The 15,312-nt window shown below is 49.2% G+C and carries 12 protein-coding genes; 5 read left to right on the top strand and 7 right to left on the bottom strand.

The features are described from left to right. Positions 1 to 28: 28 nt before the first annotated feature. A complete protein-coding gene (gene typA / locus DUT67_RS21850) occupies positions 29 to 1,852 on the bottom strand; it encodes a ribosome-dependent GTPase TypA (RefSeq protein ID WP_048258105.1) in 1,824 nt (607 codons plus the stop codon). Positions 1,853 to 2,221: 369 nt separating this feature from the next. On the opposite strand from typA, the gene glnA reads away from it, so the two are divergent. The 4 genes from glnA (at position 2,222) to DUT67_RS21870 (ending at position 6,572) form a co-directional block, all read left to right on the top strand. Continuing rightward, positions 2,222 to 3,631 (top strand): glutamate--ammonia ligase, encoded by a 1,410-nt coding sequence (gene glnA / locus DUT67_RS21855; RefSeq protein ID WP_048258103.1) that lies wholly within the window; start codon positions 2,222 to 2,224, stop codon positions 3,629 to 3,631. Positions 3,632 to 3,835: 204 nt separating this feature from the next. Then, the gene (gene glnL / locus DUT67_RS21860) at positions 3,836 to 4,885 is read left to right on the top strand and encodes a nitrogen regulation protein NR(II) (RefSeq protein ID WP_010281649.1); all 1,050 of its coding nucleotides are present in this window, start codon (positions 3,836 to 3,838) and stop codon (positions 4,883 to 4,885) included. A gap of 8 nt (positions 4,886 to 4,893) precedes the next feature. Continuing rightward, positions 4,894 to 6,306: a nitrogen regulation protein NR(I) gene (gene glnG / locus DUT67_RS21865; RefSeq protein WP_048258102.1), complete on the top strand. Its 1,413-nt coding sequence runs from the start codon at positions 4,894 to 4,896 to the stop codon at positions 6,304 to 6,306. 143 nt (positions 6,307 to 6,449) lie between these two features. Beyond that, entirely contained in the window at positions 6,450 to 6,572 is a 123-nt protein-coding gene (locus tag DUT67_RS21870; RefSeq protein WP_010298130.1) for a YshB family small membrane protein, read from the top strand. Between the two features lie 58 nt (positions 6,573 to 6,630). Here DUT67_RS21870 and hemN read toward each other — a convergent pair whose 3' ends face one another. Further along, positions 6,631 to 8,004, bottom strand: a complete 1,374-nt coding sequence (hemN, locus tag DUT67_RS21875) for an oxygen-independent coproporphyrinogen III oxidase (RefSeq protein WP_113626041.1) — start codon at positions 8,002 to 8,004, stop codon at positions 6,631 to 6,633. Positions 8,005 to 8,326: 322 nt separating this feature from the next. Further along, positions 8,327 to 8,881, bottom strand: a complete 555-nt coding sequence (gene yihI, locus DUT67_RS21880) for a Der GTPase-activating protein YihI (RefSeq protein WP_113626042.1) — start codon at positions 8,879 to 8,881, stop codon at positions 8,327 to 8,329. Between the two features lie 203 nt (positions 8,882 to 9,084). Here yihI and yihA point away from each other — a divergent pair, with 203 nt between their 5' ends. Next, a complete protein-coding gene (gene yihA / locus DUT67_RS21885) occupies positions 9,085 to 9,720 on the top strand; it encodes a ribosome biogenesis GTP-binding protein YihA/YsxC (protein ID WP_072061979.1) in 636 nt (211 codons plus the stop codon). Between the two features lie 418 nt (positions 9,721 to 10,138). On the opposite strand, the gene polA is transcribed toward yihA, so the two are convergent. From polA to DUT67_RS21905, 4 genes are all read right to left on the bottom strand, one after another. Beyond that, positions 10,139 to 12,928, bottom strand: a complete 2,790-nt coding sequence (gene polA, locus DUT67_RS21890; RefSeq protein WP_113626043.1) for a DNA polymerase I — start codon at positions 12,926 to 12,928, stop codon at positions 10,139 to 10,141. Positions 12,929 to 13,306: 378 nt separating this feature from the next. Further along, on the bottom strand, positions 13,307 to 13,930 hold the full coding sequence (gene dsbA, locus DUT67_RS21895) for a thiol:disulfide interchange protein DsbA (RefSeq protein ID WP_048258096.1): 624 nt from the start codon (positions 13,928 to 13,930) through the stop codon (positions 13,307 to 13,309). A gap of 24 nt (positions 13,931 to 13,954) precedes the next feature. Next, a complete protein-coding gene (locus DUT67_RS21900; protein ID WP_113626044.1) occupies positions 13,955 to 14,941 on the bottom strand; it encodes a serine/threonine protein kinase in 987 nt (328 codons plus the stop codon). Positions 14,942 to 15,019: 78 nt separating this feature from the next. Next, positions 15,020 to 15,289: a YihD family protein gene (locus DUT67_RS21905; RefSeq protein WP_048258094.1), complete on the bottom strand. Its 270-nt coding sequence runs from the start codon at positions 15,287 to 15,289 to the stop codon at positions 15,020 to 15,022. Positions 15,290 to 15,312 lie beyond the last annotated feature (23 nt).

Consider the following 15,312-nt stretch of genomic DNA (forward strand, 5'->3'; position numbering starts at 1 on the left):
TTGCGTGACAATACAAATCGGTCTGAAATTAGACGTCTTTGCTGCCGCGGCTCGCGCGCTTACGATCGTTTTCGGTCAGGTGACGTTTACGAATACGAACAGACTGCGGCGTAACTTCAACCAATTCGTCATCATCAATGAACTCCAGCGCTTGTTCCAGAGACATTTTGATAGCCGGAACCAGTGTGGTTGCTTCATCAGTACCTGATGCACGCATGTTGGTCAGTTTCTTACCGGTCAGACAGTTTACGGTCAGATCGTTAGAACGTGAGTGAATACCGATGATCTGGCCTTCATACACTTCTGCACCGTGTCCGAGGAACAGCTTACCGCGGTCTTGCAGGCTGAACAGTGCAAACGCAACCGCTTTACCCTGACCGTTAGAGACCAGTACACCGTTCTGACGTTGGCCAATTTCACCCTGACGCACGTCATCGTAGTGGCTGAAAGTGGAGTACAGCAGACCAGTACCAGACGTCATGGTCATGAATTCGGTACGGAAACCGATCAAACCACGAGCAGGGATCAGGTAATCCAGACGGATACGACCCTTGCCATCTGGGATCATGTCTTTCACATCACCTTTACGCTCACCCATGGCTTGCATGACTGAACCCTGGTGCTGTTCTTCGATGTCCAGCGTAACGTTTTCAAACGGCTCTTGGTTACGACCGTCAATAATACGGTTAATAACCTTCGGACGTGATACGGCCAGTTCAAAGCCTTCACGACGCATGTTTTCGATCAGAACTGACAGGTGCAATTCACCACGGCCAGAAACGCGGAACGCATCGGCGTCTTCGGTTTCGTCAACGCGCAGGGCAACGTTATGCACCAGCTCTTTGTTCAGACGCTCCAGAATCTGGCGCGACGTCACATACTTACCTTCTTTACCGCAGAATGGTGAAGTGTTGACGTTGAAGAACATGGTAACGGTAGGTTCATCGACGCTCAGTGCTGGCAGCGCTTCGACATTCTGCGGATCGCAGATAGTGTCGGAAATGTTCAGCTCGCCCAGACCGGTAATCGCGATGATATCGCCCGCTTCCGCTTCAGTTGCGTCGATACGCTCCAGACCCAGGTGAGTCAGAACTTTACCTACTTTACCGTTACGAGATTTGCCTTCGCTATCAACAATAGTCACTTGTTGGTTAGGCTTAACTTTACCGCGCTTGATACGGCCGATACCGATAACGCCAACATAGTTGTTGTAGTCCAGCTGAGAAATCTGCATCTGGAACGGCGCATCCATCTCAACCTGAGGCGGAGAAACGTGATCGACAATAGCCTGATACAGCGGAGTCATATCTTCCGCCATCTCGTTATGGTCGAGACCCGCGATACCATTCAGCGCAGAAGCATAAATGATAGGGAAATCCAGTTGCTCGTCGGTCGCATCCAGGTTCACGAACAGGTCGAATACCTGATCGACAACCCAGTCAGGACGCGCACCAGGACGGTCAACTTTGTTGATAACCACAATTGGTTTCAGACCGTTGGCAAACGCTTTTTTGGTCACGAAACGCGTTTGAGGCATAGGGCCATCCATCGCATCAACAACCAGCAGTACCGAGTCAACCATCGACATTACACGCTCAACCTCGCCGCCGAAGTCGGCGTGTCCCGGGGTATCTACGATGTTAATACGGTAGTCTTTCCAATTAATGGCGGTATTTTTTGCGAGGATGGTAATTCCACGCTCTTTCTCCAAATCGTTGGAGTCCATTACACGCTCAGTTGCTTCGACACGTTCACCGAACGTTCCGGATTGTTGCAACAGCTTGTCAACCAGGGTGGTTTTCCCATGGTCAACGTGCGCAATAATGGCGATGTTACGCAAATTTTCGATCACAGCTTTGCCTCAGGCATTTAGAAATAGCGCGCTATTGTACACGTATTAATCGAGGGACTAAACAAGATCACAAGCATCTATGATAAACAACCTAGAGCTGCCTGCTTTGTGATCCCTTTCACGGTGCAAAAGCGCTACAAGCGAACATGAATGCACCAAATAAGTGCAATAATTCACATATGGAGCACCATTTTGGTGCTTTAGACTATAATGGTGCAGTGGGTTTACGTGAGAAAGCCCCAAGGAGCAACACATTGCACACATTTAAAAAGTTGGCACACTTTTAGCTTTAGTCTACTCACGGCAACAACATCAATCCACAACGATATTCGTTCCACGACGATAAATGACCAATCGGGAGAACCAAGTATGTCCGCAGAACATGTTTTGACGATGCTGAATGAGCACGAAGTGAAGTTTGTTGATTTACGCTTCACTGATACTAAAGGTAAAGAGCAGCACGTCACCATTCCGGCTCATCAAGTCAATGCCGACTTCTTCGAAGAAGGTAAAATGTTTGATGGTTCCTCGATTGGCGGCTGGAAAGGTATTAACGAGTCAGACATGGTTCTGATGCCTGATGCTAGCACCGCGATGATCGATCCGTTCTTCGAAGATTCCACGCTGATCATTCGTTGTGACATCCTTGAGCCAGGCACCATGCAGGGCTACGACCGTGACCCGCGTTCTATCGCGAAACGTGCGGAAGATTTCCTGCGTTCTTCCGGCATCGCCGATACTGTACTGTTCGGGCCTGAGCCAGAGTTCTTCCTGTTTGATGACATCCGTTTCGGCAGCAGCACTTCCGGTTCTCACGTTGCTATCGACGATGTCGAAGCTTACTGGAACTCCGGTAAAGCCTACGAAGGCGGTAACAAAGGTCACCGTCCAGGTCTGAAAGGCGGCTACTTCCCAGTTCCACCAGTCGATTCATCACAGGACATCCGTTCTGCTATGTGTCTGACCATGGAGCAAATGGGTCTGGTTGTTGAAGCTCACCACCACGAAGTGGCTACCGCTGGTCAAAACGAAGTGGCTACTCGCTTCAACACCATGACCAAAAAAGCTGACGAAATTCAGATCTACAAATATGTCGTGCATAACGTGGCTCACGCCTACGGTAAAACAGCGACCTTCATGCCAAAACCAATGTTCGGTGATAACGGTTCTGGTATGCACTGCCACATGTCTCTGTCTAAAGACGGTACTAACCTGTTCGCTGGTGACAAATACGGCGGCCTGTCTGAAATGGCTCTGTTCTACATCGGTGGTGTTATCAAGCACGCTAAAGCCATCAACGCCTTGGCAAACCCAACCACCAACTCTTACAAGCGTCTGGTCCCAGGCTACGAAGCTCCTGTTATGCTGGCTTACTCTGCCCGTAACCGTTCTGCTTCAATCCGTATCCCAGTGGTTGCTAGCCCGAAAGCACGTCGTATTGAAGCGCGCTTCCCAGACCCAGCAGCTAACCCGTACCTGTGCTTCGCTGCACTGCTGATGGCTGGCCTCGACGGCATCATCAACAAAATCCACCCTGGCGATGCAATGGACAAAAACTTGTACGACCTGCCGCCGGAAGAAGAAGCAGAGATTCCAAAAGTTGCAGGTTCTCTGGACGAGGCCCTGGCTGCACTGAACGAAGACCGCGAGTTCCTGACCCGTGGTGGCGTATTCACTGACGACGCTATCGAAGCATATATCGAACTGCGTAAACCAGAGATTGACCGCGTTCGTATGACGCCGCACCCAGTTGAGTTCGAACTGTACTACAGCGTTTAATAATCTCTGCCTTGGCGTGGTTGGGTGTGCTGAAACCCAACCATGACCGATAAACAACAGAATACTAAGAAGTTTGTTCTTGTTGCCGTGGAAACGCTTCAGCCCATCTTCGGATGGGCTTTTTTCACCACCGGCATTGGCCGTTGCGACGTAACATCCATCATCCACACTACAATGCACCATGCTGGTGCGGGAGTCTGCGTTATGGCAACAGGCACGCTGCCCGATGCTGGGCAGATCCTAAATTCCCTTATAAACAGCATCTTATTGCTGGATAACGATCTGGCGATTCACTATTCCAACCCGGCAGCACAGCAATTATTGGCACAAAGCTCGCGTAAATTATCCGGCACACCGCTGCCCGATTTGCTGGGATATTTTTCTCTGAATGTCGATTTGCTGCGTGAAAGTCTGGATTCAGGGCAAGGTTTTACGGATAACGAAGTCACGCTCGTCGTGGATGGTAAAGCGCACATCATGTCGCTCACCGCTCAGCGGGTACAAAACGATTTTATCCTACTGGAAATGGCACCGATGGATAATCAGCGCCGTCTTAGTCAGGAACAGCTTCAACATGCACAACAGCAGGCCGCCCGTGATTTGGTCCGGGGCTTGGCGCATGAGATAAAAAATCCGCTTGGCGGATTGCGCGGTGCTGCACAGCTGCTTGCCAAAGCATTGCCCGACCCAGCATTGACGGAATATACCAAAGTCATTATCGAACAAGCTGATCGTCTGCGTAATCTGGTTGATCGCCTGCTCGGGCCACAGCAGCCTGGCCTGCACGTTACCCAAAGCATCCATCAGGTCGCCGAACGCGTTTGCCAACTTGTCTCGCTGGAAAAGCCAGATAACGTGACGCTGGTGAAAGACTATGACCCCAGCTTGCCAGAGTTGACGCACGATCCCGACCAGATTGAACAGGTACTGCTGAATATTACCCGCAATGCGCTACAGGCGCTGGGCGAGGAAGGCGGGACGATTACGATACGTACCCGCACGGCTTTCCAGCTTACTTTGCACGGCGTGCGCTATCGTCTCGCCGCACGCATTGACGTGGAAGATGACGGCCCTGGCGTACCCGCTCAGCTACAGGACACCCTGTTTTACCCGATGGTGAGCGGACGCGAAGGGGGAACCGGTTTAGGGCTTTCCATCGCCCGCAGTCTTATCGACCAACACTCCGGTAAAATTGAATTTAACAGTTGGCCAGGACACACCGAATTCTCGGTTTACCTGCCCATTCGCCAGTGAGGTTCACAATGCAACGAGGGATAGTCTGGATTGTCGATGACGATAGCTCCATCCGTTGGGTGCTGGAGCGCGCGCTTGCTGGTGCGGGTTTAACCTGCGCAACATTTGAGAACGGAAATCAGGTGTTGCATGCGCTAACAACACAAACACCCGACGTTCTGCTGTCCGACATCCGCATGCCAGGGATGGATGGATTAGCGCTTTTACAGCAAATCAAACAGCGCCACCCGATGCTCCCGGTCATCATTATGACGGCACATTCCGATCTGGATGCCGCCGTCAGTGCTTACCAACAGGGTGCGTTCGACTATTTGCCAAAACCGTTTGATATTGATGAAGCCGTCGCGCTAGTTGAGCGTGCAATCAGCCATTATCTGGAGCAGCAGCAGCCGGTACGCAACCAGCCGATCAATGGCCCGACAACGGACATCATCGGCGAAGCACCTGCGATGCAGGATGTCTTTCGCATCATCGGTCGTCTGTCTCGCTCATCGATCAGCGTGCTGATTAACGGCGAATCGGGAACGGGTAAAGAACTGGTGGCACATGCCCTGCATCGCCATAGTCCACGCACCAAAGCCCCTTTTATCGCCCTGAATATGGCGGCAATTCCCAAGGATCTGATCGAATCGGAATTGTTTGGTCATGAGAAAGGCGCATTTACGGGCGCAAACCAAATTCGTCAGGGCCGCTTTGAGCAGGCCGATGGCGGTACGCTGTTTCTGGATGAAATCGGCGATATGCCGCTAGACGTGCAAACACGCTTGTTGCGCGTATTGGCCGACGGGCAGTTTTATCGCGTTGGCGGCTATGCAGCGGTAAAAGTGGATGTCCGCATTATCGCGGCAACGCACCAAAATCTTGAACAACGCGTGCAAGAAGGCAAATTCCGTGATGACCTGTTTCACCGCCTGAATGTGATCCGCGTTCATCTGCCGCCACTGCGTGAACGTCGGGAAGATATTCCCCGTCTGGCGCGTTATTTCTTGCAGGCAACGGCCAAAGAGCTGGGCGTCGAGCCGAAGAATCTACACCCAGAAGCGGAAACCGCACTAACGCGTTTACCGTGGCCTGGCAACGTTCGTCAATTGGAGAACACCTGCCGCTGGTTGACGGTCATGGCTGCCGGTCAAGAGGTGCTGATTCAGGATCTGCCGCCGGAACTATTCGAGACCACTGCACCCGATTCTACTGTGCATATCTTGCCAGACAGTTGGGCCACGCTATTGGCACAATGGGCCGATCGTGCGCTGCGTTCCGGTCATCAAAATCTGCTAGCGGAAGCACAGCCAGAAATGGAAAGAACACTGCTTACGACAGCATTACGGCACACGCAGGGCCATAAACAGGAAGCCGCAAGGCTACTGGGATGGGGCAGAAATACCCTAACGCGTAAACTAAAAGAGCTGGGAATGGAGTAGCGAGATTGCTTTTTTATTACTCAATTGTTAATAAACAAACTGGTGATAAAAAATACAATCTGGCGCACGAAATTGTCATTAATTTGTCCTTTACTTGCCTCGAGTCAGCAGTATGATCGTGTCGCTGATTCGGGAGGAACACCATGCTGGACTCATTGATTTCTGCAGCAACACATGGCGCTGAAATTGGCTCCGCGGCAAGTCATTCGCCGCAGGCTGCTATTGCCGCCGTTTTGTGTGCTGCACTGATTAACTTCTTTAGTTGATCCTATAAACGTTTGAGAACAGCCAGCCGGTACTAACATCGACTGGCTGTTTTTTTGGTTAAATCACGCGGGAAAATTGCTGCATTCTGAGCTTGCTACGTAAATAAACATCAAAACACATACAGATATTGCGGATCAGCAAACGTCCTTTCGGCGTTACCACTAGCCCGTCTTCCTGACTATCGACTAACCCATCAGCCACCAGCGGTGCCAGTAACGCTAAATCCTGCGCAAAGTAGGTTTTAAAATCGATAGCATATTCCGCTTCAATGGGCGCATAGCTGAGTTGGAAATTACAAATCAGCGTCTTAATCACATCGCGACGGAGACAGTCATCACGCGTCAGCTGTAACCCACGCCACAGACCATTTCCTTTGTCTTTAACCTGCGCATAATACTGCTTCAGCTCTTTCTGGTTCTGGGCATAGCTATCACCGATCATACTAATCGCCGAAACGCCCATACCAAGAAGATCGCTATCGCCCTGCGTCGTATAGCCCTGGAAATTGCGATGCAGCTTCCCTTCCCGCTGCGCCACCGCCAGCTCATCATCCGGGCAAGCAAAGTGATCCATACCGATAAACTGATAGCCCGACTGCGTCAGCGAGCCAATCGTCTGTTGCAGAATATCCAGCTTTTGCTCCGCGCTCGGTAAATCCGCGTCTTTAATCTTGCGCTGTGCCGCAAACAGGCTGGGCAAATGCGCATAGTTAAAAACGCTAAGCCGATGCGGATTTAATTCCGCAACGCGCTGTAGCGTAAAAGCGAAGCTTTCTGGCGTTTGTTTAGGCAGACCGTAAATCAAATCAATATTGGTGGAGGTGAAACCAAGCGCCTTCGCCCGCTCAATGAGGGCAAAAATAAAGTCTTCATCCTGCTCACGGTTAACCAGCTTCTGAACGTCTTTATTAAAATCCTGCACACCCATGCTAAGACGGTTAAACCCTTCAGCACGCAGATGATCGAGGACGTCCAGTTCAATTTCTCTCGGGTCAACTTCAAGCGACAGCTCAGCCTGCTCAGAAAAAGAGAACAGCTCGCGCAACAGCGACATTAGCCGGCTAATTTGTATTTTATTCAGGTAGGTTGGCGTACCGCCGCCCCAATGCAATTGCGTCACCGTTCGTCCAACGAATAGCGGTGCACGCTGGCGAATTTCCTGCTCTAGCACATCAAGGTATTCATCGGCTTTATGCTGCTGGCGCGTAACCAGCTTATTACAGCCGCAGAAATAGCACAGCCGATGACAAAAAGGGATGTGGATATACAACGACAGCGGTCGCGCCGGATAACGGGCGATGGCATGCTGAAATGCAGGCTCATCGTAAGCTTCACTGAATTCTAACGCTGTGGGATATGATGTATAACGCGGCCCAGAATAGTTATATTTTTGAATCAGGGCCAGATCCCAGTCAACGGACGGTATCGACATATTCGCTCACTCCTTCCAGTTTTTACTCGGTGGGTTATCCTTCCCCTCCTTCAGATCACCAAAAAAATGGCGTTCAGAAACGCTCCCTGCGTTTTGTTACTCGTCTCATCCTTGAGACTCACCCTAAAGGGCCGTCACGTTGTGACGTTCAAAAACGCTCCCTGCGTTTTTGTCTTGGGCGTCGAACCTGATTCACGCGCCCGTTAAACAGGGCGCGATGCAATCGGTGCTTACGCTTCGACAATAGCCATAGTTTACTGAACAGACAGAGCAGATAAAACGCCACCAGCAATATCAGGAACAGAAACAGCCATTTCATTGATTAGAGCGCGTCTTTCGGGTTATTACGTTTTAAAAGCTGCAACATGTCTTCCTGTTGCTCTTCTTCGTCATCATCACCCAGCTCGATTCCAAGCTCTTCCATCAGGATATCGATACGATCCAGCGTTTCATCAACCCATGATTGATCTTTGGCGCTCAGCGTTTCACCGCTATCCAGACGATCCAACAATGCATCCAGACGCGCATCATTTTCTAACATTTCCAGCTCTTCTTCCGGAGACATTGCTGGCTTGGCAGCAACGACTTTTTCCACAGGCTCAGAAGGCTTCAACTTAGGCTTCGGTTTAGCGATAGCGCTATCCAATACGCCAAGCTGTACAGGCTTTTTGCTGCCGATACGTGGATCGGCGACTTTACGTTGGCCAGAATTCTGATCGGTAGACGATTTTTCCTGAGTCCGGCTACCCGCTGCATGGCCACGATGTTTTTTATCTCTTTTCCGATCCCGCGCTTCACGTTCCAGCTCTTCGCGGGTTTTTCTTTTTACTTTAGGTTTTCCTGCCTTATCGGCAGTCCCTTTGACAGGTCGGTTCATAATGTTGTTCTCAGGTACACAGATATAAGGGAAGTGCGGCGGAATCTAGCAGAAAGCTGCGTAAGAAAAAAGCGCCCACATCAGACGGCTGAGCTTTTCTTTTCACACTCACCCGTTGCATTTCGAGGCAGATAAAGCCGCCTTTATTGTCAGTTACAGGTATAATCCCCAACCAGACAGAGATCCAGATAGAGATAACCATCGTGACCCAGCAATATAACTACCACATGACGCGTTTTATCATCAGCGCCCCGGATATTCGCCATCTGGCAACAGATAGCGGTATTGAAGTGGCCTTTGCTGGGCGCTCTAACGCCGGAAAATCCAGCGCGCTGAACACGTTGACCAACCAGAAGAGCCTAGCACGAACCAGTAAAACACCGGGTCGTACCCAGTTGATCAACCTGTTTCAGGTAGCTGACGGCGTGCGTTTAGTCGACCTTCCCGGCTACGGCTATGCCGAAGTACCGGAGCAAATGAAGATCAAATGGCAACGTGCGCTCGGTGAATACCTGCAAAAGCGTAACAGCCTGAAGGGTCTGGTTGTGCTGATGGATATTCGTCATCCGCTGAAAGATCTCGATCAGCAAATGATTCAGTGGGCAGTCGATGTCGAACTTCCGGTCTTAGTACTGCTGACCAAAGCCGATAAGCTGGCTTCAGGCGCACGTAAGACGCAGTTGCATATGGTTCGCGAAGCTGTCGCGCCATTTATGGGTGATATTCAGGTCGAGGCATTTTCGTCACTGAAAAAAATCGGCGTAGATAAACTACAGCAGAAATTGGATAACTGGTTCAGCACGTTGCAACACGTTGAAGAAGAGCAAGACGCTGAATAATCCTTTCGCGTGGTGCAGAGTATCATAACTCGCATCACGTCATCACTTTCCCTCGACGATCCCCCACCAGAGACGTTCTTTTCACACCCGAAATAGTGCTAACACGTTGCTGTCTGCCACGCTGTCGCCGGCATTTTTGCGGGTAAAAAAAACCTGGATAAAGCCCATAAAAAACGCCCCGCTCAAAACTGAGCGGGGCGGCTAATATTCAGCCAAATCCGATTACGTGAAGTAAAAGGTCTGAAAGATAGAACATCTTACCTCTGTACCCTACATCGTTAACTCTACCCTATTTTTTCGCGGGAACAAAGGCTTTTTTGTTGTTTACTTTCATACAAAATGGTTATCGATTACACAAAGTTAAACCAGGTCACACAATACTGTTATTTAATTACAGAAATAGCACAAGAATCGGCCATTAATGCGCTTGATCCCAATTCATGCCTGTACCTATATCTACCTGCAGCGGAACATTTAATTGCATACAGCCTTCCATTAATATCTTGATTTTACTAATGGATTCTTCAATAACCGAATCGTGAATCTCGAAAACCAACTCATCGTGAACCTGCATGATCATCTTCACCAACGGTGCATCTTTCTGTAGCCACTCATCAATTGCGATCATCGCTTTCTTGATAATATCAGCTGCCGTCCCCTGCATCGGGGCGTTAATCGCCGCACGCTCCGCGCCTTTACGCGCCATCGCATTACGCGAATGGATATCAGGCAGGTAGAGACGACGACCATCCAATGTGGACACATAGCCATGCTCCGCGGCCTGTTGCCGCGTCCGCTCCATGTAATCCTGCACGCCTGGATAGCGCTCAAAATACAGGTTCATGTACTTCTGTGATTCGCTACGGGGAATATTCAACTGACGTGACAAACCAAATGCACTCATACCGTAGATCAGACCGAAGTTGATCGCTTTTGCGCTACGACGCTGTTCTGACGTCACCTTATCCAATGCGATGCCAAACACTTCTGACGCCGTTGCTCGGTGGATATCCAGCCCGTTTGCGAACGCATTCAACAACCCTTCATCACCCGATAGATGCGCCATAATACGCAGTTCGATTTGCGAGTAGTCAGCCGCAACAATGCTATAGTCTTTAGGCGCAATGAATGCCTGACGAATACGGCGTCCCTCATCATTACGCACCGGGATGTTTTGCAGGTTAGGGTCGCTGGAAGACAAGCGTCCGGTTGCAGTAACAGCCTGATGATAAGAGGTATGCACGCGCTTCGTGGCCGGATTGATCATCAGCGGCAGCTTATCGGTGTAAGTAGATTTCAGCTTGGCTAAGCCACGATATTCCAGAATCAGCTTAGGCAGAGGGTAATCCAGCGCCAACTCAGCCAGCACTTCCTCATTCGTTGACGGTGCGCCCTTTGGCGTTTTCTTCAGAATCGGCAGCTTTTGCTTTTCATAAAGAATGCCCTGTAGCTGTTTGGTCGACGAGAGGTTGAATTCTTCGCCAGCCAGCTCATACGCTTGTGTTTCCAGCTCAGCCAGACGCGTTGTTAGTTCTTTTGAGTGTTCTGCCAGAATTGCGGGATCGATCAGCACGCCAGTACGTTCGATGCGGGATAAAACCGGAACCAATGGCATATCGATGGTCTGGAAGACCTGACACAGATCGGCATGCGGCTGGAGTTTCCCCCATAGCGTCTGGTGTAGATGCAGCGTAACGTCAGCATCCTCAGCCGCATAAGGCCCAGCCTGTTCCAGTGCGATCTGATTAAACGTCAGCTGATTTTTCCCCTTACCTGCAATCTCTTCAAAGGTAATGGTTTTGTGTTTCAGATAGCGCTCGGCCAAGCTATCCATATCGTGACGACCCGCAACGCTGTCGAGCACATAAGATTCCAGCATGGTATCAAACGCGATGCCGCGTAAATCGATGTCATACCGCTGCATCACGCCCTTATCAAATTTGAGATTCTGACCAATCTTAAGCAGTTTCTCGTCTTCTAGGAGCGGTTTGAATAATGCCAATACCTGGGCGCGATCCAACTGCTCAGGCGCATCCAGATAATCATGAGCCAATGGCAAATAAGCCGCTTCGCCTGGCTTAATCGAAAATGACAGACCAATCAGATTGGCGGTAAGCGTATCCAGCCCGTCAGTTTCCGTATCGAAAGCGAAAACCTCAGCCTGTTTTATACGCTCAATCCAATCCAACAGCGTTTTTTCATCAAGAATCGTGACATAACCATCGGCAGAAAGCGTAGGCGTGCTGTCTTCTTCAACCGACTGCTCGACCACCGCATTACTCACCGTCTGAACAGGCTGGCTGCTCTTTTTACCCTGCATCCAGGTACCTGATTCAATATCTGATAACCAGCGTTTAAATTCATAACGGGAAAAGAGGCGATGCAGTTCATCCACATCCAGCTCGTTGACGGTAAGCTGATCGCAGCTGAGCTCCAGCTCAACATCCGTTTTAATGGTAGCAAGCTGATAAGAGAGGTAGGCCACTTCTTTATGCTGTTCCAGTTTCGGTGCCATGGTTTTCGCACCACGGAAGGAAAGCTCAGCAATTCTATCAAGGTTAGCATAGAGCGAATCCAGCCCACCAAGCCCTTGTAATAACGCCTGTGCAGTTTTCTCCCCCACACCAGGTACACCGGGAATGTTATCCGATGCATCCCCCATCAGCGCGAGGAAATCAATAATCAGTTCAGGAGGAATACCGTACTTATCACACACTTCCTGTGGGCCAAGAATCGTGTTGTTCATGGTATTAATGAGCGTCACGCTTGGCGTCACCAACTGCGCCATATCTTTATCGCCAGTACTAATCAGCACCGACTTGCCCGCTTTTTCCGCCTGCACGGCGAGCGTGCCAATCACATCGTCTGCTTCTACGCCAGAAACCGCCAGAAGCGGTAGCCCCATCGCTTTCACCATATTATGCAGAGGCTCAATCTGCTCGCGTAGATCCTCCGGCATCGGTGGGCGATGAGCCTTATAGTTTTCGAACAACTCGTCGCGAAACGTTTTCCCTTTCGCATCAAAAACAACGGCAACGTGGCTGGGATGATATTGCAGCAACAAACTGCGTAGCATATTCAGTACGCCATACATTGCACCGGTTGCTTCTCCCGCGCTGTTTGTTAACGGAGGGAAAGCATGATAAGCACGATACAAATAGGATGAACCGTCTACCAGTATTAAAGGGTTTTCTGCAATCTGAGCCATAGCCTGCCATGATCGTTGTGGTCTGTCATAGCGCTAAGCATGCCATAGGTCAGGGAAAGAGACGATCCTTAACGTAAGATATTGGCTGATTTTGCATGGATCCTCGCAAGATCCTCCTGTGGATAACTTTGTGAATAGTTTTATCTGTTTAATTACTAATTTCTATTATTCTCTTGGTTTGTTTTTTTATATTCATAAATTTCATTAAGTTATAATATAAAGTGTTTGTTTTAGAGACACAGTAATCCGTCATCCCATTTGTGGATATAAACAAAGAGATAAATAGATATTGTGGTGTGGCGAGATATAAAAGATAAGAGGGTGAACCGCGGGAAGGTATAAAGCCATGCGGTTTTACCCGCATGACTTATTAAATGATTACTTTTTGGTAATGAGGAATTTCACCACATCAGCGTACTGTTTTACATATCCGTCCATTGAACTGGTATCAAGACCATCATTCTTGATCATATATTTACCGTTAACGAACATGGCCGGAACGCCGCGTAATTGTAAATCTGCAGCCGCTTTTTCCTGCTGGGCAACCAGAGATTTCACCACAAAACTATTCAGCGCATTATCAAACTCTTCTGCAGTCACGCCTGCTTTTACAAAAACAGCGCGAATATCTTCTGGTTTTTGTACGGTCTGGGTTTTCTGAACAGCATCAAACATCAGAGGAGTAACTTTATCTTCTACGCCCAGCGCCATAGCAACAGCCCAAGCCTGCGTCAGGTTTTTACCCAATGGGCCCAAGAAATCCACGTGATAACGTGTCATCTTCACCCCTTCTGGCAGTGCCTTTTTTACTGCATCTGGAACATGATAAACCTGTTCAAATTGATAACAGTGCGGGCAATAGAATGAGAAAAACTCAAGAACCTGAGGCTCTTGAGTTGCTGGTTTATCTAATTCTACATATTGCTTACCGTCAGAAAATTCTGCAGCAGAAGCACTAAATGCCAGAACAACGCCAATCAGCGCAAGCCATAACTTTTTCATAAATTTAACTCTCTCCATTTAATTTCAGTACATTGGCATTAGCTGTAGAGGGGGCTCCTGCAACAGCTGAGTTTGCCCAATAAATATTGCCGTTTGCTTCAACCAAAAATCGGCATCCGTCATCCAGGGGAAGTTTTTCGGAAAAGCAGGGTCTTCCCAACGACGCGCAACCCAAGCCAGATAATAAACCTGCCGCATAGCACGAAGAGGTTCAATCAGCGCGAGTTCTTTCTCCTGAAAATCCGCAAATTCGCTATAGGCTTCTAACAAGATATCCAATTGAATGCGTTGTTCACGACGGTCGCCGTGCAACAGCATCCATAAATCCTGTATTGCCGGACCATTGCGAGCATCATCCAAATCAACAAACAGAGGGCCATCACGCCACAAAATATTTCCTGGGTGACAATCCCCATGTAGACGCAGTGGCCGCCAGTCGCTGTGCCAATAAGTTTCAACTGTATCAATCAGTTGACGGGTTGCCTGTAAAAAACTATGTCGATGTATTTTCGGTATTAGCGGACATGTCTCCAACAGCCGATAAGGCTCATGCAGATATTCATTTACCCCTATCGTCGGGCGCTCGGTGAATAACGATTTCTGCCCCGCCTGGTGAATCCGTCCGAGAAAACGACCAACCCACTCTAACTGATCTTCATTATCCATTTCATACTGCCGTCCACCCACGCTGGGGAATACAGCAAAATGAAATCCTTCATAGACGTTCAATGTCTGCCCATTAAGCGAGACTGGGGCGACAATAGGGACTTCATCTTCTGCCAACTGCAGGGCGAAAATATGCTCTTCCTGAATCTGTGACTCGCTCCACCGTTCCGGGCGATAAAATTTCACTACGAATCGTTTACGATCTTCATCCGCAAACTGATATACCCGGTTTTCATAGCTGTTTAATGCCGTCAGGCCGGAATCAACGCGCAACCCAACATCCAGCAAAGCATCCACGATCAGATCTGGGAATAGCGTCTGGAAATTAAATACCGAACTATTCATCGCGGCCACAAATGGTCAGAGGCGACATAAGATATACGCGTGCAATAGTTAGCATCATGAACGTGTTATTCCTTTCCACTAGTCTTTAATAACCCCACGGGCACGAAGCAATGCTGTTTTGAAATCTTCCTCGTAGTCTTTCTTCAGACCGGGAATGACTTGTTCTTTATCTGAATCACGCATTTTTAGATGGTAAATAAGGATATCATCTGTCAGTTCATTTAACTGCCCCTGGAACCCCGCCTCCTGTGCAAGGTTTTGTAAAAATTGCACCAGGTTTAAATCGGGCTCTTTTTGCCAGGCTGGATGCAAGAGTTCAATCAGCTCATTAACACGATGACATTTCATTTTTTTCTCCTTAAAAACGATTT

The organism is Pectobacterium peruviense (genome assembly GCF_003312355.2).
GTDB classification, from domain to species: domain Bacteria; phylum Pseudomonadota; class Gammaproteobacteria; order Enterobacterales; family Enterobacteriaceae; genus Pectobacterium; species Pectobacterium peruviense.

Excerpts from the sequence above, each read along its gene's own strand:
- glnA (WP_048258103.1), top strand. The coding sequence starts at position 2,222 with ATGTCCGCAGAACATGTTTTGACGATGCTGAATGAGCACGAAGTGAAG.
- glnL (WP_010281649.1), top strand. The coding sequence starts at position 3,836 with ATGGCAACAGGCACGCTGCCCGATGCTGGGCAGATCCTAAATTCCCTT.
- glnG (WP_048258102.1), top strand. The coding sequence starts at position 4,894 with ATGCAACGAGGGATAGTCTGGATTGTCGATGACGATAGCTCCATCCGT.
- DUT67_RS21870 (WP_010298130.1), top strand. The coding sequence starts at position 6,450 with ATGCTGGACTCATTGATTTCTGCAGCAACACATGGCGCTGAAATTGGC.
- hemN (WP_113626041.1), bottom strand. The coding sequence starts at position 8,004 with ATGTCGATACCGTCCGTTGACTGGGATCTGGCCCTGATTCAAAAATAT.
- yihI (WP_113626042.1), bottom strand. The coding sequence starts at position 8,881 with ATGAACCGACCTGTCAAAGGGACTGCCGATAAGGCAGGAAAACCTAAA.
- polA (WP_113626043.1), bottom strand. The coding sequence starts at position 12,928 with ATGGCTCAGATTGCAGAAAACCCTTTAATACTGGTAGACGGTTCATCC.
- dsbA (WP_048258096.1), bottom strand. The coding sequence starts at position 13,930 with ATGAAAAAGTTATGGCTTGCGCTGATTGGCGTTGTTCTGGCATTTAGT.
- DUT67_RS21900 (WP_113626044.1), bottom strand. The coding sequence starts at position 14,941 with ATGAATAGTTCGGTATTTAATTTCCAGACGCTATTCCCAGATCTGATC.
- DUT67_RS21905 (WP_048258094.1), bottom strand. The coding sequence starts at position 15,289 with ATGAAATGTCATCGTGTTAATGAGCTGATTGAACTCTTGCATCCAGCC.